The organism is Streptomyces sp. NPDC056160 (assembly GCF_042268205.1).
Taxonomy (GTDB): Bacteria; Actinomycetota; Actinomycetes; order Streptomycetales; family Streptomycetaceae; genus Streptomyces.
Genome location: NZ_JBHJUW010000097.1, coordinates 1 through 25,948 on the forward strand (window position 1 = coordinate 1; position 25,948 = coordinate 25,948).

Sequence of the window (25,948 nt, forward strand, 5' to 3'; positions counted from 1 at the left end):
GCCCGCGAGGTCTACCGCGCTCTGACCGCCACACCAACCGAACGAATCACCCAAACCGACCTCGCTCCTGCAGCTTGACAAGCATAGGAGCATCCAGTTCGTGCAGCCGTCACGCTTCCTTCCATCCGGCGGCAGCGCGTGCCGTCGGGGCTCCTGAGTGGACTGTCCTGGCCGGTGGGCAAGCCCGCCGTCGTCGCTCAGGGCGTCTGCGAGGCGCAGGTGGCGTGGATGACATGGTCCACGACGTCGTGGAGGCTGGAGCGGTGGCGGTAGGCGGCGCGCTGCCGGTCGGCTCCGCTTCCTCGGGTGCGCAGGCGGTCCCAGTGGGTGCGTACGAGGTCGAGATCGCCGTTGCGGTGCAGGGCGGGGGAGATGACACGCAGCATGTGTTCGATCTGGGTGGTCTGGGGGAGCAGTTGGCGGGTGACCGGGTCGAGGGCGTGTCCGCTCAGACCGTCGCGTGCTGCCCGCCAGCAGGCCGCGCGCAGCAGCTCGGGGGCGGGCCGGGGTGCCGGTTCACCGGCGCGGATGGCGGTGAGGGCGGTGGCGGTGAGGGCGCGGACGAGGGCGGCGAGCAGGACGGTGTCCTCGGGGGTGAGTCCTGCGTCGGCGACGCGTACCTCGATGGTGGGCAGGTGGTGGGAGGGGCGGATGTCCCAGTAGAGGCCGCCGCGGTCCAGGACGGCTCGCGTGCCGATGAGTTCTTCGACCAGGTCCTGGAAATGGGCGGGGGAGTCGAAGTACGGCGGCGGGCCGGCCACCGGCCATCGCCCCCAGGTGGTGGTGCGCCAGCTGGCGTAGCCGGTGTCGCGGCCTGCCCAGTACGGCGAGTTCGCGGCCAGCGCGGTCAGCGTGGGCAGCCAGGGCCGCAGGTGGTTGCTCACTTCGATCGCTTCCCGCGGATCGGCCACGCCTACGTGCACGTGACACGCGCACGCGCTCTGCTCGTCGTCGAGGGCGCGGAAGAGGGACAGGCTCTCCGCGTACCGCGGACCTGGTGTGAGGGGCACGGGGGTGACCAGGCCGAGGATCGGGGAGCCGCTGGAGGCGATGCGCAGGCCGCGGCCGGCGGCCGCGCGTGCCAGGACCGCTCGCGTGGCGCGGAGTTCTTCGGCTGCCTCGTTCAGGCAGGTGTGCGGCTCGGTACGGCCTTCGATCTGGTAGCGGGTGAGTTCGGTGCCGACGCGGTGGCCGAGTTCACCGGCGGCTGCGGCGGCGACCTGCGGGCCCTGGGGGCTGACGGTTCTGGTGACGGGATCGACGAGGAGGAACTCCTCCTCCACCCCCACCGTCAGTGGAGCGGACATTCCCGCAGGGGCGTCGGGGCGGTCGGCAGGGACGTCGTCCGGCGGTGATTGCTGCTGCGGCTGACTGGTCATGGTGGGTGCACTGTGGCAGAGGACGCTGCCGGACACGCGGTGAAACGGCGTACTCGTCCGGTTTCCGACCGAGCGAGCGTTGCCGTGGACGACTGGCACGCCTTCATACGGCTGAGCGGTGTTCTCCGCACGCGCGCGCTGGCCTGTACGGGTGGAGGGGGTGTGTCGGGTCCGGGAAGGCCGGCGCCGGAGGCATATGACGAGAAGGGCGGCCCACATGACCGAGGGGCGGGCCGGCCAGTCGGTTCCCGGTCCGCGCGAGGAGGATGCTGCTGTGGCTGTACCGGTTCCCGCCTGACCGTTCTGCTGCGGTGGGCCGTGCGGGAGACGAAGAGCGTCGACGTGGTGATGTCCGACCTCCAGACGACCGCGGCCACCTGTCTCGGACAAGGACGTGCGCCCGACGGGGCCTACAAGAAGGCGGGGCCGGCCGGCGGGTCCGCGTCAGACGTTTCCATCCGGCCGGGCGAGCTGTTGGCACAGGAGGGCCGTGCCCCCCGCGCCATGGTGGGCCTCACGAAGGGGGCGACGATGCACCGCGAGAACGACTCCGCCGAGCGCGCGGTGATGAAGGCCTCCGGGCGGACGCGGCCGGCTCTGGCCGTGCAGCTGGGTCTGGAGGAGCATCCGGAGGGCGGTTGGTACCGACGTCTCTGGGCGGCCGGCGAGCAGGTCGACACCAGCCGGGGGCGACGCCCGGCCGCCACCGCCATTCACTACCTTCTGAGCCCCGGGGAGCAGTCACGCTGGCACCGCGTCGCCTCCGACGAACTGTGGCTCTGGCACAGCGGCAGCCCTCTGTCCCTCACCTGCGCTCCCCAGCCAACGGACCGGGCGGCCCCTACCGTCCTCCTCGGCCCCGACACGGCGGCCGGACAGGTGCTGTGGGCGGCGGTTTCCGCCGGACAGTGGCAAAGCGCCCGCCCCACCGGCAGCGCCCCCGTGCTCGTCACCTGCGTGACCGCACCCGGTTTCGACTGGGCGGACCTCACCCTGCCCCCGGGTGACCACCGCCCACCGGCAACCCACGGCTGAGTGAGCCGCCCACTGTGCACGAGTACGGGTTCCCGCGCCCCGGCCGCGGACGGGAAAGACGCGCCTTGCCGCCTCACCCGCACCAGTGCCGCGAGCGCGGTGCCTACCCGTCCCGCGCGTGCGAGGTCCGCGGCACGTGCGATGGACTCCTCGTCGACGCACAGCATGTCGTCGACGACCTCGGACATGGTGCGCACCGCCGCCGGCACCGGCAGGCGTACCGCGACTCCGTCGGCGGCGGTGCGCGGCCGGGAGGTGGCGACGACGGCGCCCGCCTTCCAGCTCAGCGCCATGGCGGGCGCGCCCGCCGCGCACACCCCGACGACTCTCGTGTGCGGCGCGTGCGCCTTCGTCCAGGGAGCCGATCCCGTTGATCAGGGCCCCGTTGGCCACCGGTACGAGGAGCAGATCGGGCGCCGCAGGCATCAGTTCGACGGCGATCGTCCCCGCGCCCTCCGCGATGCGGGGCTCGTCGCCGTCCTCGACGAAAGTCAGGTGCTCGTGCTCCGCGTGCGTGCGGGCCAGGGACTTGGCCTCGTCGAAGTCCTCACCGGCCAGGACCACCCGGGCGCCCAGCCGACGGATCCGCGCGACCTTCACATCGTATACGATAGACGAAGTGACGATACGTGAAACCCTTCAACTGGGGCACCCATTGCTCCGCGCTCCCACGCAGGAGATCCCCGTCCCACTCGACCCCGCGGCCGCCGCCTTGATCACGGACCTGGACGACACGCTCGCGGACTGGCAACGACGCACGGGCTACGGCCGCGGGATCGCAGCCCCGCAGATCGGGGCCGGTGTGCGGCTGGTCCACTGCAGGCTGGAACAGCCATGGACGCTCGTCAATCCCCGCATCACCGCGCGTGCCGAGTCGACGTGGGAGGTGTGGGACGGCTGCCTCAGCTTCTCTCTCCAGTTCTTCTGCACCGTCCGCCGCCACACCTGGATCGAGGTCGACTACCAGTCACCCGACGGACGGCACCACACCGTGCGGGCGGACGGAGAGCTGGGAGAACTGCTGCAACACGAGATCGACCACCTCGACGGGTACCTGGCCGTCGACCGCATGACCGACGCGCGGAGCCTGTGCATGCGCCCGGAGTTCGAACTACGCCACCGGGATGAGAGCCCCTACAGGTCATGACCACACCCACCCCACCCGAACCCATCACCCGCGGCGAACCCCTCCGGGAGAGCGTCTACGCCCGGATCGTCGAACTGATCGCGAGCGGACACGTCACGCCGGGCGCCGCACTGACCGAAGCCTCCCTCAGCCGTACGCTGGGCGTCTCACGCACCCCGGTACGGGAGGCCCTGCTGCGCCTCCAGGCCGAGGGAGTGGTGGACTCCGCGCTCGCCCGGGGTTTCACGGTCAAACCGCTCACCGCCCGCGAGTGCGGCGAGCTCTACCCCGTCCTCGGCGCGTTGGAGGCGCTGGCCCTGCGATCCGTCACCCGGCCCCTCCCGGACGAGGTGATGGAGCGGCTCACGAGCCGCCTCGGCGAACTCGAACGGTGCGACGACCCCGTGCGGCGGCGCCGGCTGGACACCCACCACCACGACGCGCTGGTCGGCCTCGGCGGCAACCAGTACCTCGCGACACTCGCCGGTCAACTGCGCAACAACCTCGCCCGCTACGAGATCGCCTACATGCACCGTACTCCGGAGCGCGCACGTGCCGACGCCGAACACCGGGAGATCCTCGCGGCCCTGGCCGCCGGTGACGGGAACCGGGCGGCCACGCTGACAGAACGTCACTGGAAGGCGGGCATGGAACGGGTGATGACCTGGCTGGCCTGAGAACGCCCACCGCCACCCCCTGGGGAGCGTAACGACCGGAAGAGCAGCGGCGGGACGGGACCCCGCCCGCGCAACTGCGGCCCCTGCTCTGCATATCGGGGAGAGGCGGCGTGGCGACTCCGCGGGCGCTTGGCATCGCGCTGGGCACAACTTGTGTCTTCAGACGCGCACGTGCTCGTCGAAGTTCCTGCACCTCCGCGAATCGCCACCCCCTCCGACGCCGGCCGGGCGCCCGCCGCCCTGCCGCGCGCAGGCATGCCCGCGGTCATGTCGTACCGGCCTGTCCCATCGGCGGGTTCGCCCCGGTGGCGGGCCCATACTGCGGCAGGCGGAGGGTGAAGGTCGAGCCCGCGCCCGGCGTGCTGGTCGCGGTGACGGTTCCCTGGTGCGCCTCGGCCAGGCGGCGGACGATCGCCAGCCCGAGGCCGCTGCCGCCGCTTCGCCGGTTGCGGGACTTGTCCGCGCGCCAGAACCGGTCGAAGACATGCGGCAAGTCGCCGGCCGGGATTCCGGTGCCGCTGTCCGTCACGTCGATCACGACGGTGGCGGCCCCGGAACCGTAGACCCCGCCGAGGCCGGCCTCGACGCGGGCGCCCAGCGTGACGGAGCCCCCGGCGGGCGTGTGGCGGATCGCGTTCGACACGAGGTTGCCGACCATCTGCCGTATCCGTACCGGGTCTGCCATGACCTGGACCGGTTCGCTCGCCACGGCGCGGAGGGTGACACCTGCTGCGGCCGCCGTGGCCTGGTTGGCCGTGGCGGTGGCCGACAGGAGTTCGGTGACCTGGACGGACTCGGGCGCCAGACGGAGTTCGTCGGCCTCTGCCGCCGAGAGGTCCCGCAGGTCGTCGATGATGTGCTGGAGCTGGAGGGCCTGCCCCAGCAGGGACGTCACCAACTCGGCATCGGGACGGGCGAGGCCGTCCTCCACGGCCTCCAGCCAGCCCCGGATGTTGCTCACCGGCGTACGCAGTTCATGTGCGATGTCGTTGGTCATGTTCCGTCGTACGGATTCCAGCCGTTCGCGGCGCAGCGACATCGCGTTGAAGGCGGCCGAGAGCCTTCCGATCTCGTCGTCCCCCCGGACCGGCACGCGCGTGGACAGCTCGCCGGCCTCCATCCGCATCGCCGCTGCCGTCAGCGTCCTCAGTGGCTTCACCAGGCGGATGCCGGCCAGAGTGGTCACGGCGACCGTCAGCACCAGCACGGCCGAGGCCCAGCCGGCGATACGGAGCCTGTTGTCGGCAGAGAGGTCGAAGAAGGTCGTCGCCGTGCGTCCGGGGCCACTGATGTACATGAGCGCGGCGGGGGCCACGTACGGCGCCAGCTGCTGACTGCGGCTCGACGTCAGGCACGAGGTGACGGTCGCGGCAGGGGGTGCGTCGCGGGTCCGCGCCTCCCAGCTGCCGTCGACGGCCAGCGTCACCGCGCCCGCCTGCCGTCCGGCCAGACATGTGTTGACGAGTGTGGTCAAGGCGGCCAGGGCTTCGGCCTCCGACGGTGTCGGATCGGTGAGCGCCGTCGTGGGGCAGCGCTGGTCGCCCAGGATGGGCGCCCCGCCGGGACTGGGCACCACCACTCTGGGACGTCCGCTGGGCATCGTGCGCACATGTGCCTGGACGCCGCCGAGGTCGCGCAGGCAGGCGACCACCCGGGTGGCGATGCCCCCCAGGTACTTGCTGTCTTCCCCGGACAGCTTGAAGGGGCCCACGGCCCGCGAGTCGATCAGCCCGGTGCCGGCACCGGTGTCGTTGCCGAAGCCGTCGCCCGTGTTCCCGTCCTTGTCCTTGCTCAGTTCCGGGTCGACGGCCAGCGGGTCGACGACCGCGGTCGCCTTCTGCGGCGGCTGGAACGGGTGGTCCCGCTCGGCGGCCGAGTCCGCGAGGGGACGGCCGTCCTTGCCGAGGAGGACGATGCGGTGGCCGGTCGACTCGGCGAGCCGGTCCACGGAGGGCCGCACGCCGTTCCAGGATGGATGAGTCGCGGCATAACCGAGGAGGGCGTCGTAGACCCGGGCGTCGTCGGCCAGCGCCTGGCCCCGCTCACGGCTGAGCGCGACGGCGGTGCTCTGCACCACCACCCATGCGGTGGCGGTGATCGAGCACACCGAGACGAGGGCCGAGACCGCCAGCAGACGCAGCAGCAGACTGCGCCGCACAGGCGCGGTCGAGACGGCAGGAGCGGTGGGAGCGGCAGGAGCGGCGGGAACGGTGGGGGCGGTGGAGGCGGCGGCCGTGGAGCGGGCCCTACGCATGAGGGAGAACCTGCTGGTCGTCCACGAGCTTGTACCCCACCCCGTACACGGTCACCAGGGGCGACAAGTCCTGTGCCGCAGCGGGCTGTTGGCCCGACAGGGCGTCCTTGATCTTCCGGCGCAGGTTCATGACGTGGACGTCGACCGTCCGCGGGGTGATGAACGGATCGGAGCCGTGCAGACGTTCGAGGATCTGGGCTCGCGACAGGACCTGCCCGGGGTGCTCGGCGAGCACGTCGAGGAGGCGGAACTCACCCGGCGTACAGCGGATGGTGCGTCCGTACGCCCACACCTCGTGCCGGGCGCGGTCGACCGTCACCGGGCCGGCCCGCAGTACGGAGGAAGAGAGGGCCGCACCCCGGCCGGCCACGCTGTCCGCGCCCCGGTCGCTGCGCCGGAGCAGGGACCGTATGCGCGCCATGAGTTCGCGCGGACTGAACGGCTTGGTCATGTAGTCGTCCGCGCCCAGATCCAGGCCGAGCAGGAGATCGTCCTCGGACGACCTGGCCGTCAGCATGAGCACGGGAAGGTCTGCGAGACGGGGTTCCGCCCGCAGGATGCGGCACACGTCCAGCCCGTCGACCCGCGGCATCATCACATCGAGGACCAGCAGGTCGGGGCGTCTGCTGCGCAGCAGGTCGAGAGCGGACCGGCCGTCGTGCACGAGGGTCACCGCGTGCCCCTCGTGCTCCAGGTACCTGCGGATCAGTTCGGCCTGGTCGGCATCGTCCTCGGCTATCACTACTTCTGCGCACATGGCGTCAGTCTAGGAACGGGAACAGCGGTGTTCTGCTCGTCCGGACGCCCTTCCCCGGCAGGAACACCGGACCACTGTCAGTCCCTGACGTTTGCCTGACATTCCTTGCGCACGCTGTCCGGCATGCAGCACAACCACTCAACCCTGCGGTCGTCCGCGCGGTCGTCCGCGCACTCGTCCCTGCACTCGTCCACGTACTCGTCCCGTTTCCTTGCCGTCCTCGGCCTGGCTGTCGCCGCCGGAATGACGCTGACCGCGTGCGGCGGCGGTGACGGCGCCGGGAGAGGTTCGGGCAGGGGTGTTGACACCCTGCAGTCCGGCGCGCCGACGGGCGCGAAGAAGGCGCCGAAGGGCGGCCCGCACGACTCGGCCGTGGAAGCCGAACGCCCCCAACTGAGGCTGGACACCTCCCTGGAGGAGGATCAGCGCCTCACGGACGCCTACAACGCGTGCCTCCAGGCGCACGGTGTGCCGATGAACACCGAGCGGGCGGCCGCGACCGGCGCCAGGCAGGCAGTGCCCGAGGTGAGCGAGAAGGACTACTCCAAGTACCAGGCCGCTTACGACGCCTGTCTGGTCAAGCTGCCACGCCAGCCCCCCGAGACCAGCCCCGAGACCAACGCGCACTACGCGGACGACTACCGCGCCTACGTCAAGTGCCTCCAGCACCGGGGCATGAAGATCCACCTGATCCCCGACACCAGCGTGTACCCGGACGGTCTGGGCTGGACCTACGACGACGACACCACGGGCAGCCTTCCCGAGTCCAAGGCCACCGAGGCCGACCGTGCCTGTTCGCTGGAGGCGTTCGGTGGCAAGTAGCGGCTCGACGGCGGAACGTGGTGCGCCCGCGAGCGACGGTTCGCCGACGAGCGGGCGGCCGTCCCGCAGGCGCCCGCGGCGGGCCCTGCGCAGGGTGACCGTGGTCGCGGCCGTGCTCGCGGTCGCCGCGGGCGGCGTCTACGGGGCGACGGCGCTCACGGACCACGGCAGACGGCAGCGCCCCGGCCCCGCCGCCGCTCCCTCCACCCGGACCACCCAGGTGAAGCGAGCGGACCTGAGCGACTCCCGGACCCTCCCCGGCGTGCTCGGCTTCGGCGGCCGCGTCACGGTCAAGGGCACCGGGAAGGGCGTGATCAGCAGACTCCCCGCCTCCGGCTCCGCCGCGTCCCGGGGCAAGCCCCTGTACTGGATCGACGACGAGCCGGTCACGGTGTTCTTCGGCGACACCCCGTTCTTCCGCCCGCTGGACAAGGCGGGCACGACCGGACGGGACGTGACCGTCCTGGTCGAGAACCTGCGGGCCCTCGGCTACGACATCGGTCCCAGGCCCCGGCAGGTCCCGGAGGCCCCCGCGGGCGGCGGAACGGGCAGCGCCACGGGCAGCGGGGCGAACAACGGCACAGGCACCGGCGCGGGTGGCGTCGGCACCGAACTGACCACCGGAGTACTCGCGGCGCTCAAGCGCTGGCAGCACGACACCGGCCGGAAGGCGACCGGAACGCTGGACCCGGACCGGACCCTGGTCCTGCCCGGACCCTCGCGCGTCGACGCCGTCACGGCGCAGCTCGGTGACCCGGCCGCCGAAAACGTCCTCACCCTCACCTCGCAGGAGAAGACGGTCACGGTGAAGGCCGACGTGAACAGCGCCCACTCCATCCACAAGGGCGACAAGGTCACCATCACCCTGCCCGGCGACAAGGACGTCCCCGGCCAGGTCGCGTCGGTCAGCACCACGGTGCAGGGCGGCAACGACAGCGGCGCCGGCGACGGCGTCGAAACGCCCCCCACGCTCCAGGTGAAGGTGCGGCTCACGCACAGCGCCGACGTCGCCGAGATCGACGCGGCGTCCGTACAGGTCGTCTTCACGGCCGAGACCAGGAAGGACGTGCTCGTGGTCCCGGTGGGCGCGCTCCTCGCGTTGAGCGAGGGCGGTTACGCGTTGCAGCGCCCCGGCGGGAAGCTGGTCAGGGCCGAGACCGGTTTGTTCGCCAAGGGGCTCGTAGAGGTCAGCGGTGCCGGCGTCGAGGAGGGCGACGTGGTGGTGACGGCGTCATGATCGCACCGCGCCCCGGCCCACCGGAAACACCGCACGATCCGCCCGGGATGCCGACCACTGCGCAGGCATGGTGGCGCACCCCGCCGAACCCGCCCGGCGACCCGGATGCCCCCGTCCTCGCCGTCCAGAACGTCCGCAAGGTCTACGCGGGAGGCGTCACCGCCCTCGACAACGTGTCCCTGACCATCCGGACGGGCGAGTTGCTGGCGATCGTCGGCCGCTCCGGCTCCGGCAAATCCACCTTGCTGAACATCATGGGCACCCTCGCCACGCCGACCAGCGGCACCGTCCGGATCGGCGGCAGGAACGCCGCACGGCTGTCCGACCGGGAACTGTCCGCCCTGCGCGGACGCCGGCTGGGGTTCGTCTTCCAGCACTTCCACCTCACGGACGGCCTCACGGCCGAGGAGAACGTCGCCACGGGACTGCTCTACGCGGGCGTGCCGCGCCGCCGGCGACGGCCGATGGCCGCGGCCGCCCTCGGCCGTGTCGGTCTCGCCCACCGCACCCGCCACCTGCCGCACCAGCTCGCCGGCGGCGAACGCCAGCGGGTGGCCATCGCCCGGGCCTTGGTCAACGAGCCCGCGCTGGTCCTCGCCGACGAGCCGACCGGTGCCCTCGACACCGCGAACGGACAGTCCGTGCTCCACCTCCTCACCCAGCTGAACAGCGAGGGCACCACCATCGCCGTCATCACGCACGATCGGGACATCGCGGCACGCCTGCCCCGCCGGATCGAGATGCGGGACGGGCACGTCGTCACCGACACGCACGACGAGGCACCGGCCGCCGGGGGCGGCGCGTGACCCGCCGTACGGCTCCTTCCGGAAGCGACCGCCGCGCGGACGCGCACGCCAGGCGCTTCGACCCGGCCCGCCCCGTACGGCTGGCGCCGGCGGACGTGCTGCTGCTCGGACTCCTCGGCATCCGTATCCGCCGGATGAGGGCTGCTCTGTCCGCACTCGGTATTTCGATCGGCATCCTCACGCTCGTCCTGGTCACGGGGATCCCGGCGTCGAGCCGGGCCGCCCTCGACGCACAACTGGCCGCGCTGGGCACGAACCTGCTCAGAGCACAGCCGCAGCCCAACCAGAACCCCCCGGTGCTGCTGCCGCCGGAAGCGGCGGGAATGGCCGCCAGAATCGGCCCGGTGAGCCGCACGAGTGCTGTCGCCAACACCCACGCGGTCGTCCGGCGCTCCGACCGGACCGACCCCGACGACGGACTCGGGCTCACCGTGCTCGCCAGTCAGGACGACCTGCTGCCCGCGGTGAACGGCGCAGTGGCCTCGGGCCGCTTCCTGAGCCCCTCCACGGACCGGCTGCCCACCGTCGTACTCGGCCACCAGGCCGCCGCCCGGCTCGGCGTTCCCGGCATCGTCCCAGGCCAGGAGGGACCGCAGATCATCATCGACCAGACGTGGTTCACGGTCGTCGGCGTCCTCGAACCGATACCGCTCGCCGAGGACCTCGACCGCTCCGTCCTGGTGGGCTGGCGGGCGGCCGAACGGGAACTCGCCTTCGACGGACACCCCACGGTCGTCTACGTACGGGCCGACGAGGACGCCATGGAAGCCGTGGCCGACGTCCTGCCCGCCACCCTCGACCCGCAGCTGCCGGGGCTGGTGCAGGTCAGCCGGCCGTCCGACGCCCTGGCGGCCAAACGTATGGCCAACAGCACGTTCTCGGCCCTCTTCCTGGGACTGTCGGGAGTGGCCCTGCTGGTCGGTGGCATCGGGGTCGCCAACACCATGTACATCTCCGTCCTGGAGCGGCGCAGTGAGATCGGTCTGCGGCGGGCACTGGGAGCCAACCGCAGACAGATCAGGGGCCAGTTCATGACGGAGTCCGTGGTGCTCTCCGTGTTCGGCGGTGCGGTGGGAACGGCGATCGGCGCACTGGCCACGGTCGCCTACGTGACGTACCAGGGCTGGCCACCGGTGATCCCTGTGACCGCTGTGGCCATGGGAACGGGCGGTGCGACGGCCATCGGGATCCTGGCGGGCGTGTACCCGTCCGTACGCGCCGCCCGCCTGGCTCCGACGGAGGCCCTGAGCACCTCGTGATCCGTGAGCCTTCGCCGGACGCGGCCGCCGGCCGCGGAACCGACGCGGCGGGCGGGTGGCCAAAGCCGCCACGGCCAACCGCCACGGCACCCGGTACCCGCTGAACCGCGGCACCGGCTGGACGCGAGTGGGCTCCCGAGCCTCCGGTTGTCCGGACCGGCGGGGCGACCAGCCTGCGGGCCGGCCTTCCCCGTGGGCACCGCGGACAGCCGAGGGCGTCCGGGGTCCTGGGGCGCCGATCCGCACACGCGGGTCGATCGATCGCGTCAGCGGCCGTGGCCGCCGCCGTGGCCGTGGTCTTCATCGCCGTGGCCGTCGTGATCGCCGGGGCCGACGATCGTCCACGGACGCATGAGGTCGTCGTCTTCGTGTTCGAGGAGGTGGCAGTGGTGGACGTACGTCGCCGGCAACTCCGCGCCGCTGCCCGGAATCGACGCGATCGTCTCCGTCGGCGGGACGAACTCCTGAATGATGATCCTGGTCACCATCTTCGCGTGGGCCTTGACCGTGTCCTTGTAGGACAGTGCTTCGTCCGGCTCCGGCGGAACGGGTGGGCCGGTGAAGTATCGCGCCAGCACCGGTCGGTCCTCCGGTCTGCGGCTGCCGTAGACCCACTTGTCGTAATCGGCCTGGTAGCGGGCCGCGTCGATCGGTTGCCTGTTCAGCACCTGGAAGTTGACGAGGTGGACATGCATCGGGTGGGCGTCATGGTTGGGATTGATGTACTCCCAGATCTCGGTCGAGCCCTCCTCGATGAAGTCCTGGGACGGTTCCATGAAGGGCACCGCGTTGAACGTCATGGTACTGAAGAGCTTGTGCTGGTACACGACCCATTCCCGCCGACGGGTGTGCGGTTCCGGCTCGATGGGTGCGACCGCGGGCAGTCTGAGTTTCTTCGGCGGCGTCGTACGGTCCCTGCCTCCGGACAGCGGCTTGGTTACCTGGAACTGCATGATCTCCGCGATCTCCGGTCCGCAGCCGGTGATTCCGGGGAAGTGGACCTGGGTCCCCGGGAAGTTCGTCAACGTGACGTTCGTGCCCATGGGCATCCGGCTGAAGTCGACGATCAGGTCGTACCGCTCGGCGGGGCTGATCAGGAAATCGAGCATGTGCAGCGGAGTGCGGAAGCCGCCGTCTGTGCCGATGAGCCAGAACGGCAGTTGGGGCTCAGGGAGTACGTCTCGGGGAACGTCGAACCTCAGCCGCCAGAATCGCTCGTTCGATGCGTTGAGAATGCGCAGCCGGTAGCGTCGCGGCTCGACGGCCAGGAAAGGGTACGCCTTTCCGTTGACGACCGGGGTGTCCTCGCCTTCCCGCTGGTCCATGGTGTAGGCGAGCGAGCCGTCCCGGTGGAAGGTCCGGTCCTGCAGGACGAGAGGGACCTCGAATTCGCCTTGCGGCAGCCCGAGCCACTCGTCGGCGTGGTCACGAATGAAGTAGAGACCGGCAAGGCCCGCATAGACGTTGAGGCTGGTCATCCCCATGCCGTGATCGTGATACCAGAGCATGCACGAATGGTCGTGATTGGTGTAGGCGTAGATCGCCTCGTTGGCTTCGACCCGGTCCGGGTCCAGGGTGGTGTAGGACTCGGCGTGAAAACCGTCCGGGCTGTACGACTGCAGTGGCATGCCGTCGGACTGCGGTGCCGTGTAACCGCCGTGCTGGTGTACGACGTTCCACACGTTGATGTTCGCCGGGATGGGCGGGACGCTCTTGTAGGGAGGCGGGGCGATCGGGGAGAGCTGGGGGTCTCCCTCCCGGATCTTGTCGATCACGGACTGGAACATGTGGGTGGTCGGCAGTTCGTTGCGCCACTTGACGACCGTCGGGTGGTCACGCATCGTGTTGATGGTCGGCCCGAGATAGCCCATGCCGATCGGTTCGTGAGGAGCGTGCGGGTTCGTGGCCCAGTAGCCCCACACAGGGGACGGCGCGAGATCCCGGTGGAAGCGCCACGACTCCTGCCGCATGGTGATCTCGTAGTAGTCGGCGCCCGGATAGACGGAAGGATCCGGGATGGCCGCTACCGGCCTCGGCAGCGGGTCGACGTACTTCTTCAACGGAGGGGTGTTCAGTGCCGGGGTGTTCGTACATCCTGTCGGCGGGTGAGCGGTCGTCGCACCGGCTCGCGCTCCCAGAACACCTGGTGAAATCATGGCCGCTGCCCCCATGGTGCCGGCCGCGAGGAATTTCCTTCGCTCGATCATCGTCTCCAGCCTTCCATCGCCTCACGCAACGGCCAAGAGATACAGGGGCGATTCAGGCATGTTCCCGCGGCACGCTGGCCCCGTCCGAGGAAAGCCACTCATTGAGCCGATCTCGGCGGAAATTCAGCCGACGTTGGAATTGAAATCGAATTATTACCGTCAGTCTGAATACATGAGAACGCGGCATCCGGCGTGGACCACTTCGAGTGTGCGCGGTCTTCGCCGGCAGGGGGCCACACCGGGTCCGGCAGGTCCACGGGCGCGAGTTCCGCCGGGCCGACCACGGCGGTGATCTCGGTGATGTTGCCGTCGGCGACGGCGACGGCGACGGCGACGGCGAAGGCGAGGACGGAGGGCGGAGTGCCGTCCGCGCTCCACGAGATGACGCCGGGGCGGCCGTTGACGGTCGCCGCATGTCGTCGTGCCGTGCTGCCGGCCACTCGCGCGCGGGTGGCGACTTCGGTGGCCCCGAGCGTGACGAACGTTCCGTTCGGGGTGTGGACGGTGAACTTCACTTCGGGGTGGAGAACCTGTGGCAGTTGCTCGAACCGGCCGTCGTGGGCTGCGGCCAGGAAGGTCTTGACGACCTCGCGGTGTGGTCGCCCGGTGGCGAAGCGGGCTCGTGCTAGGGGACGTTCCAGGCGGAGATGTACGGTTGCCCGTCCTCGGCGGCCAGGAAGCCGAGGGTGCCGGGATGCGGGTGTCCGAGCAGTCGGCTCGCGGACGCGTCCAGTCCGAGCCAGCGTACGGTGAGCACCCGGGCGAGATGGCCGTGCGCGACGACGGCGACATCGCCCTCGCTCAGCAGCGGACGAATGCGCTCCAGCACCGCGTCCGTGCGCGCGGCCACCTGCCGGAGCTGCTCGCCGGGATGATCGGCGTCGCCGGGAATGACACCGTCCCGCCACAGGTCCCAGCCCGGCCTCGACTCCCGGATCTGGTCGGCGGTCAGGCCTTCGTAGCCGCCGTAATCCCACTCCGACAGGTCGGGATCGGGCGTGACGCCGGTCAAGCCGGCCAACTCGGCTGTCCGCATGGCACGGTGCAGCGGGCTGCTGAGCACGGCGACCGGACGGCGGCGGGCCAGCCTCGGTGCCAGAGCCCTGGCCGCCGCCTCACCCGCGTCGGTCAGCCGCACGTCGGTCCGGCCGGCATGCCGGCCCGACAGGCTCCACTCCGTCTGGCCGTGCCGGATCACTATCAGCTCACCCATAGCCGCGCACGCTAGCTGATCGGGTGCCTCCCCGGGGCACTTTCCACGCCCTCGTCCGGGGCTGACGTCCATCGCAGGCCTGTGGACTGTGTAGAGTGGTCCTACCGACGCGGGGTGGAGCAGCTCGGTAGCTCGCTGGGCTCATAACCCAGAGGTCGCAGGTTCAAATCCTGTCCCCGCTACGAAGGAATGGGGCCCGGCACCAGCCGGGCCCCATTCGCGTTTCCAGGGGCGAGGGCCGCACGGGCGCACGGCCGGGGCTGCGGCTCAAGGCGATCGACGCCGTCGGTTCACCGGCCGCTGCCCGGCTGCGGTCCCCTTCGATTTCCACACACAAGATGATCAGCTTCGTTTCGTGTCGGACACATGCCGTCGCAAGTTGCTCACAACCGTTTGTTCCCGTACCTGAGAAGCGCATATGACGGCTGGTAACGTGCGCGCCGTTCGACCCACAGAACCACCCACAGAACCATGCAATCGATCCTTGGATTCGTTTTATGACTGGTACGCCAGACGAAACCCCCACGAACTCCTTCGTCCCGGGCGGAAACCGCCGGCACCGCAAAGCGAGAGTGGGCCGCATAGGCGCGCGCTCCCTCGTCCTCGCGATGGCCGTACCCGTGGCTTCCGCCACGCTGGCCGGCACCTCGGCCTTCGCCGCCGACGGGAGCACCGGCGCTGACGGAGCGGCCCAGGGCGTCACCGCCGGCCGGGCCGGCACCCTCGACGCCGACGACGCGCAGCTCGTCAAGAGCCTCAACGAGCGCATCGCCGACAAGCGTCTCGGCTCCGACGTCAGCGGCGTCGTCCTCGACGGCGACTCCGACGCCACCCTGTGGGACCACAACGGTTCCACCGCGCTCATGCCGGCCTCCAACGCCAAGCTCGCCACGGCGACCACCGCTCTGACGCTGATGGGCCCGAACCACAGGTTCACCACCAAGGTCGTCTACGGCAACGGCACCCTCACCCTCGTCGGCGGCGGCGACCGCACCCTGACCAGTGCCGGCCTCGCCGAGATGACGAAGGCCGCGGTCGCCGGGCTGAAGGCCGCAGGCAGGACCGACGTCAAGGTCCGTGTCGACGACAGCCTGTTCGCCGAGCCCAGCCTCGCCAACGGCTGGAACCAGGGCTACTACCCGACGGAGGTGACGCCGGTCCGTTCGCTCGTCGTCGACGGTGCCGCCGTGGAGGACACCTCCGTCGACGCCGGCAAGGTCTTCGCCAAGCAGCTCGCCGCGGCCGGCATCACCGTCGACGGCGAAGTCGGCCGCGCGACGGCGAGCCGCTCCGACGTACCGGTGGCGCAGCACACCTCCGCGCCGCTGTCGGACATCGTCAAGCAGATGCTCAAGACCAGCGACAACAACATCGCCGAGACCCTGCTGCGGATGGCCGCCGTGACGACGGGGAAGCCGGCCACCTTCGAGGGTGGCGTGGAGCTCGTCCGCCAGGTGCTGAGCTCGTACGGGGTGTCCCTCGACAACTTCGAGTTGCACGACGGCAGCGGTCTCTCCCGCGCCGACCGCATCCCGGCTGCGACACTCGCGCAGCTCCTCGACAGGATCACGGAAGCCCCTGCTCTCAGCTCCATTCTGGACGGTCTGCCGATCGCCGGCGAGGCCGGCTCCAGCCTCGGCCCGGAGTGGGGGCGCTTCGACGACGCGCACTCCAAGTGCGCCGTCGGCAAGGTGCACGCCAAGACCGGCACGCTCACCGGTGCCGTCGCGCTCAGCGGTGTGACGAGGACCGAGGACGGAGAGTGGCGGATCTTCTCGTTCATCGAGAACAACTCCACGGCCGCCCCAGCGGCCATCAAGGACGCCATGGACGGTCTCGCCGCGACGGTGAACGGGTGCTGGGCCTGATCAGCGTCGGTCCCGAGGCGCCGGGGTTCGCGTGCCCGCCCGCGAACCCCGGTGCTCTTCCCGGCAGTTGACTCCTCCGGAAGCTTCCCGACACACCCGACTGTGAGGAGTTTTGGTGAGAGTTCCCGTCGACGCCCCCGGGCCTACTCGTTCATGGGCTCGTTCCAGCCGTCCTGCCCCGCGCCGCCGCGCCCGGACGGACACGGCTGCGGGGTGGAGGTCCTCGCGCCGCAGTGGGTTCTGACCGCCGGCCACTGCGCCGGCCGGAACCCGACCGGGGCGAAGTCGGGTGTCCCACTCGGCTGGAAGGTCCGGGTCGGGTCGCTGGACACCACGGCGAGTTGTGCGTCGGCAGTGCCGACGGCAGCGTCGCCGCGTCGAACATGGACTCCGGTGGGCCCGCGCTGGTCCGCGAGCGCGGCCGGTGGGCGGTGGCCGGGGTGGTCAGTGGCCCCGGCGAGAGCCGCAGGACGCTCCCCTCCGTCGGTGCAGCAGGCCGAGCGGCCCAGCTCCCTCAGTCAGGCAGGCGGCTTGCACGTGTCGCGTCGGCGAGTGGGCCCCGCTGTCCGGGCTTCGGTGATGGTGCGACGGCGCGCATGCGGCTGCGGGCTCGGGCGACCAGCGTTTCGGCGGTCAGTCCGGACAGGGCCGCGCGGGCGGCGGCGAGTATCTGGTCTGCCGTGTCGAGGGGTTGGGCCTCGCCTATCGGGCGCAGTGGCACGCTCCGGCCGGACAGCAGGTCGGCCAGGGCGGCGTGCAGGTGGCTTCCGCCCGCCTCGCGTACGGTGAACGACAGATGGGCGGACGCGTCGGCGCCGGTGGCGACGGCGCGGTGTGCGTGGCCTCGCGGGACGTAGAGGATCTCGCCGGGGGCGAGGCGAGCGGTGAATTCGGGCGCGTCGGTCACGGCGGCGGCGCCGGGTGCCCAACGGTCGGTGTCCGGGGCGCCGTACAGGTGCCAGTCCTTCGTTCCGCTGATCTGGACGACGAGGACGTCGGCGTCGTCGCGGTGCACCGGTCGGCCTTGGGTGCCGGGCGGGGTGACGAAGTAGAACGCCTCCACCTGGCGGCCGAGCCCCTCCCGCATGGATGCGCAGAAGCCGCGGACGCCGGGGTGCCACTGGTCCACGTAGCGCAGCAGCAGGGTCGCACCGGTCCGCAGTTCTCGTACCGCGGCTCCGTCGGCGTAGCCGTGTTCGATGCGGTTCAGGACCGCGCGGGGCGGGCAGTACCGGGGCAGTTCGACCTCTCCCTCCTCCGTGACCAGTTGCAGGTACGGCACCCGCAGCAGACCGGTGTCGAGCCAGTGGTCCAGTTCGTCGAGCGGGAACAACTCGGTCGGCGGGTCCGCCGGGCGGAACACCGCAGGTTCGCCTTGCCCGAGGGTGGCGTGGAAGGTGTCGGTGTCGTCGGTGAAGCGGTGCAGCACGTCCATGGCGTCAGGTCCTCGGTGCGAGCTTGATCAGCGGGTAGTACGGCCGGGCCGCTTCGATCGCGGCCGCGAAGGAGTCGAACCCCCGGTCCAGTGCGTGGATCTCGGCGTCGGCGCGGGTGCCGCCCCACTGGGCCAGCAGCAGGTCGGCGATCCGCCCGGGAAGGATCCGGTCCACTGTGAAGTCAGGCCTGCTCCGGGACAGTTCGTCGGTGAAGCGGTGGCAGGCGGCTGCCGTGCGCGCCGCCCGGGCGAACTCGGCGGTGGGTTCCAGGTCGTCGAGCAGCATCGCGTCCGCGCCGGTCCCGGGGTCGATCTCGAAGCTGCGGGACAGGAACAGGCGCAGCTGGTCGAGCCGGTCGCCGCCGGCGGTCTCCTCCTCGGTGAGCCATGGGCGCAGGAAGGCGAAGCCGTCCTCGTGGCGACCTCCGGCGTCCGGTTCCGGGTACACGCCGCGGTGCACGCCATGGGCGACCGCCGCGTCGGGTCCGGTCGGCCGGCTGCCGCAGGATTCGGCGCATTCGCGTGCCAGCCAGGACAGGATCCGGGCGCGGCGCATCGCCGGGAAGTCGGGTGAGAACAGTTGCAGGACCCGTAGCGCTGCCCGGCTGCCCGGGTGGTCCGCTCGCTCGCCGGGCGGCCGCCGGGAACGGTCCTCCCATTCGGCCAGGAACACGGTGCGCGGCACCGGGCCGCCGGAACAGCCGGAATGCCCGGAGCGCCCGCCACCGGGGCCCTCGGCCCGCAGCAGTTCGACCAGGGCGAGCGCGTCGGCGCGTTTCACGTCACGGCGGTTGCGCGCACAGTGGCGGCCGAGGGCGGTCAGTTCCCCGGGAGCGAGGCCGCTCGGGCCGGCCAGTTCGGCAAACCGCTGGTAGGAGCGGTCCGAGTAGGGGATCGACCGGAGGGCTTCGACGACCCGGTCGGCGGTTGCCCGCGTGCACACCCCGTCCGCCACCGCCGCCGCCAGGCCGGCGCGGATGTTGACCAGGGGCTCTGACATCGGGCGGTAGCCGCTCTCGGGCGGCCCGTGCAGCAGGGCCACCTCGTCGTCGGCTTCGAGCCGACCGCGACGGTAGTCCGCGTAGATCCGCCCGACCCCGCGCATACCGAAGGTGTCGAGTTCGGCGGCGCGCAGGGCGCCCGTGCTGGCCGCCCCGAGCACGGTGACGCCGCGGTCGAGTACGGCGAGGATCTCCTTGTGCGGGACCGCACGGACATGGTGGAAGTAGCCGTCGACGATGGCGACGGTGTCGCCGGCGACGAGGGGGAGGGCGAGCAGGTCCCCGGCGGCGACCGGCGGCCGCAGGACGATGCCGGCCCCGGGCGGCGGGACGAAGCCGGGTGCCGTGGGTCCTAGGAACAGGTAGCGCGTGGTCACGGGCGGCCTCACAGAGCGGAGGGCATGGTCAGCCCCGGACAGACCACGTGCACGACCGGTACGCCGAATTCGGCGCGGGTGTGGTCGACCACCAGCGGGCTGCGGCCGGTGACGGTGACGATCCGGTCGGCGAGCAGGGCGGCCTCCGTCCGGTGGTCGGGCACGCGTACCGACTCGACGGTGTCGAGACCGACCGTCGGCCGGTCGTCGGACGGCGCCGGTGGTGCCCCACCCGCCATGGCCCTGCGCAACCGGGCGTAGAGGCGGTCGTCCAGGTCGTCGCGGGCTCCGGCGATCACCGACACCCGGACCTGGGCGGCTTCCGTGAGTGCCCGGCACAACGCGACCTGCGCGTCGAGGTGACAGCCGTAGCCGTAGACCGGCAGCGGGAACCCGTCGCTGACGATGGCCACACTGAAGCAGGGGACGCGCAACGGTGTGTCCAGTACGCCGATCCCGACCCGCACACCGGCAGCCCGGTACCGTTCGATCAGTCCGGCCGCCGGTGCCGGGACCGTGGCGGGGTCGACGGCGAACGCGGGCCCGGCCGGAGTGTTGCGGTGCACCGCGTCGCGTTCGATCACCTCGTACAGGCCGTGCACGATCGCCTCGTAGCGTGTGTTTCCGCCGGCCAGGCCGTTGCTGGTGGCGGTGAACAACGGCGGGCGCCAGCGCGGGCGGACCCGGCGGTCCAGGCTCAGGTACTCCAGCGGCACCAGCGTTCGGCCGTTGTCGGCGAGCCGCTGCGCGGCGCGCCAGGCGAGCCGGGTGGCCGGATTGAGGCAGTGCCGTGAGCGGAGCATGAGTTCGTCGAGCCGGTAGCCCAACTCGGGTTCCGTCTCCCCCACGCTGCCGGTGTGGTCGGGCCGCGGGTCCGGATGGGCGCCGTGCCAGCGTTCGATCGCCTCCATGGCAGCCGACACCTTCGCGGAGATGCGGTCCAGACCCTTGCCCTGGTACACCGACAGGTAGCGGTTGGCGGGGCTGATCGCCTGGTAGACCGGGATGCCGATGTCGTCCAGCCAGGTCACGTCGGCGATCCGGGTGACGCCGGCGGCCGGGAGCAGCGGGACGATCCGGTCCCAGGTCTGCGCGGGCGGGCATGCCCGGTGCGTACCCGTGAAGTACGTCTTGGCTCCGCTCTCGCCGTCGACGCCCGGCGCGGTGGCCCCACCGTCGGTGGTGCCGTCGGCGTCGGCGATCGCGTCGGCTGCCGGGGCGTCGGTCGCGGGGCTCCGATCGGCCGTGGGGCCGCCGGACTCGGCGGTGGCCGGCCCGGCCGCCGAGCCGGTCGTGGTGGCCGCGCCCGCGGTCGCGGCGTCGGTGCCGCTCATCGCGCTTCCGGCCGGTGCCCGGTGGAGGGTTCCGGGGCGTGTGGGGGCGGTTCCGGCGCGGGGTGGCCCAGGGTCAGGCTGAGCAGGTGCCGGCCGTCCGGGTCGTTGGCGGCGAACGCGGCGGTGGAGAAGTACTGCGCGCGCCCGCGCAGGCATCCGCCGAGTCCGCGGCCGATCGCCAGTAGCCAGCAGTTGTGGGCCAGTGCCGCGGCCCGCATCAGGAGGTCGGCGTAGCCGGTGACACCCGCCCGCTGCACCGCGGCCCGCACGTCACCGCCGAACGACAGCACCACGGGGGCGTTGTCGAAGTGGGCCACCGGATCGGGCAGGTCCGGCGCGCCGAGCACGGGTGTGTGGCCCGCGTCGGCAGCGGCCTCGTACCACCCGGCGGCCAGCCCGGTCACACGGTAGACCTGCATGAACACCTTCAGGCCGTCCGGCTGCCGGCCGGGCCATCGGTCGCGTTCGGTGGTCAGAGCGGTGGCGAGGAGCTCGGAGAGGTCGGTGGCGGCGAGTGGGCGGTCGGCGAAGGACCGCACCGAGCGCCTGGCCGACAGCACCTCCCACAGCGAGCCGGCCGGCGGCACGGCCCGGCCGGTCGGTCCGGTGGTCGGTGCCACCTCGCCGTTGGGTCCGTTCGGTCCGGTCGGCGGCTGCGGACGGGCCGCGGCGAGTCGCGCGGCGAACTCGTCCATGACCTCACGCTGGTCGAGAAGCGGCATCGCCGGTGTCCTCCCCGTAGAGTCCGATGATTCCCATCGCCAACTGATCGCCGGGGTTGAGGTCCAGCTGCCCGGCGAGGCCACCGACATCGCCCGTCACCAGTTCGGCTTCCAGGCCCAACTCGGCGGCGACCAGCGCGCACTGGGCCAGGGCGCACCCGGCGTCGAGGTGGGTCAGGCGGAAGGCGAAGTCGCCGTACTTGCCGCGCAGCCGGTACACCGCGCCGGTGAGGACCAGCGCCGCCCGCACCGGTCGTCCCGCCAGGCCGGTACCGGCCAGTAGCTCGGACAGGGACGGTCTGTCGGCGCGGACCGCGACCAGCGTGCCGGCGTCGTACTTGAAGACGGTGCCGGGCAGCCTCGGCCAGTCCTCCTCGGTGAGCAGGAACAGCTGGACCGAGGCGCGGTTGCCGCCGCTGGGACACCATCGTGACGCGGGGCCGTCCTGTGTCCCGCCGGCGGTCTCGCGTGGGCCCGCCGTGCGGGACAGCAGCAGGCTGACCGCATGCTCGTCCAGCAGCCCGGGCGTGCAGGCGGCGCTGTCCGGGGCGGACAGCCGGCGGCGCGGGCTGGTCGTGAGGTCGAGGACGTCGAGTGGGGCGGGCTCGGCCGGGGCCGCGCCGTCGGCCTGGAAGACCTCGTCCGGCGGGCTCTGCAACAGCCATTCGACGGTGTCCAGGTTCTGCGCCGCCCCGGCGGCGATGGGGCCGCACGCACGGCAGCCGGGCTCGGGGGCGACCGTCCAGCGCCGGGAGGTGTGGTCCGGGAGCGTCAGGCGCCACAGGTCCCGGCGGGGGACCGGCATGCCGGTACCGGCCAGTACGGCGGTGATCTGGGCGGTGACCAGACCGGCGAGCAGGTCCGCCTCCGCTCCCGGCAACCCGTCCGAGGGGCCTTCGACCGACGCGTTGTCCAGCGGGGCCGTGCTCGGCGGTGCCTCGTCCTGCGGCACCGCGTCCGCAGATGTCCCGGCTTCCGGCGTCCTGTCCTCCTCCGGCAGCCCGCCCTTCGGCATCCCACCCTCCGGGAAGCCACGTTCGTGGCTGATCCGGAAGCAGTCCGGGCACACTGTGTGGCCGGGGTGGAACCGTGGCCCGATCTCGATCGCCGCGATACGGTCAGCCGTGCGCTGCACGCTGTACCGCAGGACCTCGAAGCCTCCGGCGGCACCGGTCCGGCACGCCTCACCGAGTCGATCCGGCTCGTCGGCACAGACGACGAGCAGGCTGGCCGGGCCGGCCGGCAGCGGGTCGCCGTGGGGGACGACCGTGATGTCACCCACGCCGCAGGCCCGCAGGTCGTCGGTGATACGTCCGGTCACCGCGGCCGGGCCGGTCAGGACGACGCGGCTCACGGCCAGCCGGGCCAGCGCGTTCGCCGATCCGCCCGCTGCGGCCGCCACCGGTCCGGTGCGGGACAGATGGTCGGCGACCGTCTCTTCTGCGGCCACCGGTCCTGCCGGGGCGGGTTCGAGCAGCCCGCGGTCGGCCAGCATGTCCAGGACCGCCGTGACCTGGTCGGCGTCCACACCGAGTCCGGCGGCGACGGCGGCGAGGTCGCGGCTGCCGTCCAGCAGGGTGAACAGGCGCGGCAGCACGTCCTTGGCCGCCGCGCCGCCGAACAGGTGCCGCCGGCCCACCCCTTCGACGACCAGTCCGTGGTCGGTCGGGACGACGGTGAGGCCACGGCGCAGCCGTGCGGTGCCGATGTGACGGTGGGCGCGGGTGGTCGGCGGTGCGCTCATGCGGGGACTCCGTGCGGTGTCGTGCCGTTGCGGGGACGGAGCAGTGCGGCCAGGTCTCCGGTGCGGTCGAGGCCGGGGACTGTCTCGCCGGCGCAGCGGGGGCAGCCGTGGCAGCGCAGCACCCGCTGGGAGTCGAGATTTCCGGAGCGCGTATGGAGGGCGACCACCGTGCCGGGAACGGGCGGCCGGTCGAGCAGGCCATGTGCCGTTCCTGCCGCCGCCCGGGCGTGCTGCGGCAGGAAGCCGGTGGGCCCGCACCCGGGGTCCGCCGCGTAGGCCGCCCAGACGGCGGCGGTGGTCCCGGCCTGGTCGTCGTGCTGGAGCCGCCGTGCCACGTAGCAGTCGAAGCAGGGTCCCTCACCGGGCACCACCCACGGGCCGATCCGGACCGCGGCGTCCTCCTGGACCGCCGGCAGCCACGGCACCCCGTGCTGCCAGGCGGCGCGGTCGGCGTCGCGGCACACCTGCGGTGCCGGGTGCTGGGCGGCCACGACGACCGCGGCCGGCCGGCTCCCGAAGGCGTCCTCCAGGTCGTCGGGGTCGATCAGGTACGCGCCGGCGATGCTGTCGCACAGCAGGTGCGCCACCCGGGTGCCGAAGGGGCCGAGACCGAGGACCGGCAGGGCATCGGTCAGGCGAACGGTTGCGGCCATGGATTGAGCTCCTCCTCGCGACGGACAGGGAATCCCATGGCGGCCGGTGCCCGGTACAGCCGGGGGTGGGCGCGGAACTGGGCCAGCGGGACCAGTGACATCGGTTGCAGGTCGGGGATCACGGCGTTGACCGCGCTCAGGCCGACCGAACGCAGTTCGAGATGGCTGCGGTCGACCGCCAGCACCTGCATGTCGAGTGCCGACAGCCGCTCCAGCAAGGTGTCCAGCGCGTCCTGCGGCGCCGTCGGCAGATCGGGGGGCGGACGGCGTGGCCCGGCGGCCACCCCCTCGTGCAGGAAGGCGAATGCTTCGGACCGCTCCGGCAGGGCCAGGTAGCGGGCGCCGTCGGCGATGTCGGTGAACTGCTCGAACGACTCCGGTACGCCCGTGCCGGAGTAGACCAGGTCTCGTATGCCGAGCGTCTCGGCCAGCGCCTTCTCCGCGGCGGCGGCCAGGGTACGGTCGGCCGCGCAGCCCACCACGTGCCGCACCCGCGGGTCGTGCTCGGCGATCTGCACACAGTAGACGGTCGGCACCCCGAGGTCGGTGGTCGCGTCGAGCAGCAGGGTGCGCAGGAAGTGCCGTTCCGCGGCGGCCAGCAGCCGTTCCACCATCGGTGAGTGCGCCTCGGCCGCGATCGGAGGCAAGGGCAGCCGCTGGAGCCAGGTGAGTGCGATCGCGTCGCGCTCGATCACCTCCAGGACGGCGCGGACCACTGCCTCCACCGGGTCGGTGTGGACGGCGAAGCCGGTGGACAACTGGTACCAGAACCGTTCTGCCGGTGTCGTGGCGTGCAGGCGGTAGGTCGACATCACCGCCGGCAGCCATGTCCGGTGCCCCGACACCAGGTCCAGGCCCTGCACCCAGCGCACCGGCGCCTCGGCGTCGAACGGCTTGATCGGGCAGGCGGGGTGGGCCAGCTCGGCTGCCGAACAGCGGGGCAGCCGCGTGACGTCGAGGACCGGTCCGTCGAGTTCGGCGACCGTGGCCCATCGGTGTCCGGCGGTGGGCGGCTCGTAGGCCGAGTAGCGTTCGGCGGCTTCGGCGATGGCGACCATGCGGGCGTGCGCCGGGTCGCCGAACGCCCGGCCGCAGCCGGAACTGGGGGAACGTCCGACGCCCCGGCCAGGGAGCCCGCTGCCGCCGTCGGCCAGGGAGACGGTCATGTCGGCCAGCCAGCCCTCGGTACGGTTCGTGCCGGTGGCGTGGACGACGCCGTAAGGCGACACCAGGTCGTCGAAGCTGTGTGCGGAACTTACGGCGGGACCTCGCTTGTCTGTCGCGGGACGGTACAGGAGTCGTCTTTCGCGGGGCGGTGGGGGCAGAGACGGCTCCGCCTCTGCCCCCTCCCGGTTCCCACCACGGTGCGCGGGGGGGCGTGCCGGTTTACGGGACGATCGTCAGCTGAAGCAGATCGTCAGATGCAGCAGCTGGAACAGCCGCCGCAACAGCCGCACCCACCGGTGCACTGGCAGTCACTGGCGTAAACGCTGTCCGAGACCATGTCCGCGGACAACTCGTCCCAGGTCTTGGGCGTTACGTCGATCACGTCCAAGTCCAACGTCACAACAGAATTCATGACGTCTTCTCCTTCCTTCGAAGTGCGGCGGACCGAACTCCACCGTCGGCAGCGTAGTACTCCCGCGCCACGTGTGATGAGGCTCGCGATGTTCGTTTTTGTGAACCGACTCAAAAGGAGTGGTCGATGCCGCGCACCGGTGCCTTTTCGCGGCTTCCCCGGGCTTGGAGAATGCTTGCCTGTTACCGGCTTGGCCTGCGCGGAGGGCGTGCAGCGTGCCGAACCCGCCAGGGAGCAGATCAAGCCATCGGCCGACGCCTGTCGACCGGTGGTGAGAGCCGTTGTCCTCGCGCGCGCCGCGTTGCCGTGTCCGCGGGTCGCGCCGCTCTGCCCTGGGGTTACTGGCGCGTTGCCCCGCAGGCCACCGCGCACTGCCTTCCCGGACGCGTGGTGCGGCGGAGCCGCGGTGCTGACCTGGCGGCGGAAATGCGCTCCCATGGCCGTGCCCCGACACGCGGGTCGC

At 71.6% G+C, this 25,948-nt stretch carries 21 protein-coding genes, 1 tRNA gene and 2 pseudogenes; 9 read left to right on the forward strand and 15 right to left on the reverse strand.

Annotated features, from left to right (window positions below; all coding sequences use genetic code 11):
- Positions 1–197: 197 nt before the first annotated feature.
- Complete coding sequence (locus ACFC02_RS29125) at positions 198–1,379, reverse strand: glutamate--cysteine ligase (RefSeq protein ID WP_376363472.1); 1,182 nt, start codon at positions 1,377–1,379, stop codon at positions 198–200.
- Positions 1,380–1,697: 318 nt separating this feature from the next.
- Between ACFC02_RS29125 and ACFC02_RS29130 the strand changes: the two genes are divergently transcribed.
- Entirely contained in the window at positions 1,698–2,414 is a 717-nt protein-coding gene (locus tag ACFC02_RS29130; RefSeq protein WP_376363475.1) for a cupin domain-containing protein, read from the forward strand.
- Positions 2,415–2,590: 176 nt separating this feature from the next.
- On the opposite strand, the pseudogene ACFC02_RS29135 reads toward ACFC02_RS29130, so the two are convergent.
- Positions 2,591–2,731: pseudogene (locus ACFC02_RS29135) on the reverse strand (hypothetical protein); the annotation flags it as partial.
- Positions 2,732–2,834: 103 nt separating this feature from the next.
- Positions 2,835–3,014, reverse strand: a pseudogene (locus tag ACFC02_RS29140) (pyridoxal-phosphate dependent enzyme); the annotation flags it as partial.
- Positions 3,015–3,033: 19 nt separating this feature from the next.
- Here ACFC02_RS29140 and ACFC02_RS29145 point away from each other — a divergent pair.
- Positions 3,034–3,561, forward strand: coding sequence for a peptide deformylase (locus ACFC02_RS29145; protein WP_376363479.1), 528 nt, complete (start codon positions 3,034–3,036; stop codon positions 3,559–3,561).
- Positions 3,558–4,217 (forward strand): GntR family transcriptional regulator, encoded by a 660-nt coding sequence (locus tag ACFC02_RS29150; RefSeq protein WP_376363482.1) that lies wholly within the window; start codon positions 3,558–3,560, stop codon positions 4,215–4,217. Before ACFC02_RS29145 ends, ACFC02_RS29150 begins: the two co-directional genes overlap by 4 nt.
- Before the next feature lie 265 nt (positions 4,218–4,482).
- On the opposite strand, the gene ACFC02_RS29155 is transcribed toward ACFC02_RS29150, so the two are convergent.
- Complete coding sequence (locus tag ACFC02_RS29155; RefSeq protein WP_376363485.1) at positions 4,483–6,471, reverse strand: sensor histidine kinase; 1,989 nt, start codon at positions 6,469–6,471, stop codon at positions 4,483–4,485.
- A complete protein-coding gene (locus ACFC02_RS29160; RefSeq protein WP_376363488.1) occupies positions 6,464–7,228 on the reverse strand; it encodes a response regulator transcription factor in 765 nt (254 codons plus the stop codon). The genes ACFC02_RS29155 and ACFC02_RS29160 overlap by 8 nt, the downstream gene beginning before the upstream one ends.
- A 123-nt stretch (positions 7,229–7,351) precedes the next feature.
- On the opposite strand from ACFC02_RS29160, the gene ACFC02_RS29165 reads away from it, so the two are divergent.
- From ACFC02_RS29165 to ACFC02_RS29180, 4 genes are all read left to right on the forward strand, one after another.
- Positions 7,352–8,050 carry a hypothetical protein gene (locus ACFC02_RS29165; RefSeq protein ID WP_376363491.1) on the forward strand — a complete coding sequence of 233 codons (699 nt, stop codon included), beginning with the start codon at positions 7,352–7,354 and terminating at the stop codon, positions 8,048–8,050.
- A 94-nt stretch (positions 8,051–8,144) separates the two neighbouring features.
- Positions 8,145–9,287: a hypothetical protein gene (locus ACFC02_RS29170; protein ID WP_376363494.1), complete on the forward strand. Its 1,143-nt coding sequence runs from the start codon at positions 8,145–8,147 to the stop codon at positions 9,285–9,287.
- A 47-nt stretch (positions 9,288–9,334) separates the two neighbouring features.
- Positions 9,335–10,093 carry an ABC transporter ATP-binding protein gene (locus ACFC02_RS29175; protein WP_376363497.1) on the forward strand — a complete coding sequence of 253 codons (759 nt, stop codon included), beginning with the start codon at positions 9,335–9,337 and terminating at the stop codon, positions 10,091–10,093.
- On the forward strand, positions 10,090–11,352 hold the full coding sequence (locus ACFC02_RS29180; RefSeq protein ID WP_376363500.1) for an ABC transporter permease: 1,263 nt from the start codon (positions 10,090–10,092) through the stop codon (positions 11,350–11,352). Before ACFC02_RS29175 ends, ACFC02_RS29180 begins: the two co-directional genes overlap by 4 nt.
- Before the next feature lie 266 nt (positions 11,353–11,618).
- Here the strand turns inward: ACFC02_RS29180 and ACFC02_RS29185 are convergent, their stop codons facing one another.
- The 3 genes from ACFC02_RS29185 to ACFC02_RS29195 all read right to left on the reverse strand — a co-directional run bounded on the left by ACFC02_RS29185 (position 11,619) and on the right by ACFC02_RS29195 (position 14,772).
- Positions 11,619–13,559 carry a multicopper oxidase family protein gene (locus ACFC02_RS29185; protein ID WP_376363503.1) on the reverse strand — a complete coding sequence of 647 codons (1,941 nt, stop codon included), beginning with the start codon at positions 13,557–13,559 and terminating at the stop codon, positions 11,619–11,621.
- A gap of 98 nt (positions 13,560–13,657) precedes the next feature.
- The gene (locus ACFC02_RS29190) at positions 13,658–14,074 is read right to left on the reverse strand and encodes a hypothetical protein (protein WP_376363506.1); all 417 of its coding nucleotides are present in this window, start codon (positions 14,072–14,074) and stop codon (positions 13,658–13,660) included.
- 110 nt (positions 14,075–14,184) lie between these two features.
- On the reverse strand, positions 14,185–14,772 hold the full coding sequence (locus tag ACFC02_RS29195) for a histidine phosphatase family protein (RefSeq protein WP_376363509.1): 588 nt from the start codon (positions 14,770–14,772) through the stop codon (positions 14,185–14,187).
- Between the two features lie 108 nt (positions 14,773–14,880).
- On the opposite strand from ACFC02_RS29195, the gene ACFC02_RS29200 reads away from it, so the two are divergent.
- Positions 14,881–14,954: transfer RNA gene (locus tag ACFC02_RS29200), tRNA-Met, on the forward strand.
- A gap of 315 nt (positions 14,955–15,269) precedes the next feature.
- A complete protein-coding gene (gene dacB, locus ACFC02_RS29205) occupies positions 15,270–16,640 on the forward strand; it encodes a D-alanyl-D-alanine carboxypeptidase/D-alanyl-D-alanine-endopeptidase (protein ID WP_376363512.1) in 1,371 nt (456 codons plus the stop codon).
- 514 nt (positions 16,641–17,154) lie between these two features.
- Here the strand turns inward: dacB and ACFC02_RS29210 are convergent.
- The 7 genes from ACFC02_RS29210 to ACFC02_RS29240 are packed head-to-tail and all read right to left on the reverse strand — an operon-like array spanning position 17,155 to position 25,135.
- The gene (locus tag ACFC02_RS29210) at positions 17,155–18,075 is read right to left on the reverse strand and encodes a JmjC domain-containing protein (protein WP_376363516.1); all 921 of its coding nucleotides are present in this window, start codon (positions 18,073–18,075) and stop codon (positions 17,155–17,157) included.
- A gap of 4 nt (positions 18,076–18,079) precedes the next feature.
- Complete coding sequence (locus tag ACFC02_RS29215; RefSeq protein ID WP_376363520.1) at positions 18,080–19,453, reverse strand: TfuA-like protein; 1,374 nt, start codon at positions 19,451–19,453, stop codon at positions 18,080–18,082.
- Between the two features lie 8 nt (positions 19,454–19,461).
- Complete coding sequence (locus ACFC02_RS29220) at positions 19,462–20,787, reverse strand: YcaO-like family protein (protein ID WP_376363523.1); 1,326 nt, start codon at positions 20,785–20,787, stop codon at positions 19,462–19,464.
- Positions 20,784–21,509, reverse strand: coding sequence for a nitroreductase family protein (locus ACFC02_RS29225; protein WP_376363526.1), 726 nt, complete (start codon positions 21,507–21,509; stop codon positions 20,784–20,786). Before ACFC02_RS29225 ends, ACFC02_RS29220 begins: the two co-directional genes overlap by 4 nt.
- Positions 21,487–23,253: a hypothetical protein gene (locus tag ACFC02_RS29230; protein WP_376363529.1), complete on the reverse strand. Its 1,767-nt coding sequence runs from the start codon at positions 23,251–23,253 to the stop codon at positions 21,487–21,489. The genes ACFC02_RS29225 and ACFC02_RS29230 overlap by 23 nt, the downstream gene beginning before the upstream one ends.
- A complete protein-coding gene (locus tag ACFC02_RS29235) occupies positions 23,250–23,906 on the reverse strand; it encodes a TOMM precursor leader peptide-binding protein (protein WP_376363532.1) in 657 nt (218 codons plus the stop codon). The genes ACFC02_RS29230 and ACFC02_RS29235 overlap by 4 nt, the downstream gene beginning before the upstream one ends.
- Positions 23,885–25,135 carry a YcaO-like family protein gene (locus ACFC02_RS29240; protein ID WP_376363535.1) on the reverse strand — a complete coding sequence of 417 codons (1,251 nt, stop codon included), beginning with the start codon at positions 25,133–25,135 and terminating at the stop codon, positions 23,885–23,887. Before ACFC02_RS29240 ends, ACFC02_RS29235 begins: the two co-directional genes overlap by 22 nt.
- Between the last annotated feature and the right edge of the window lie 813 nt (positions 25,136–25,948).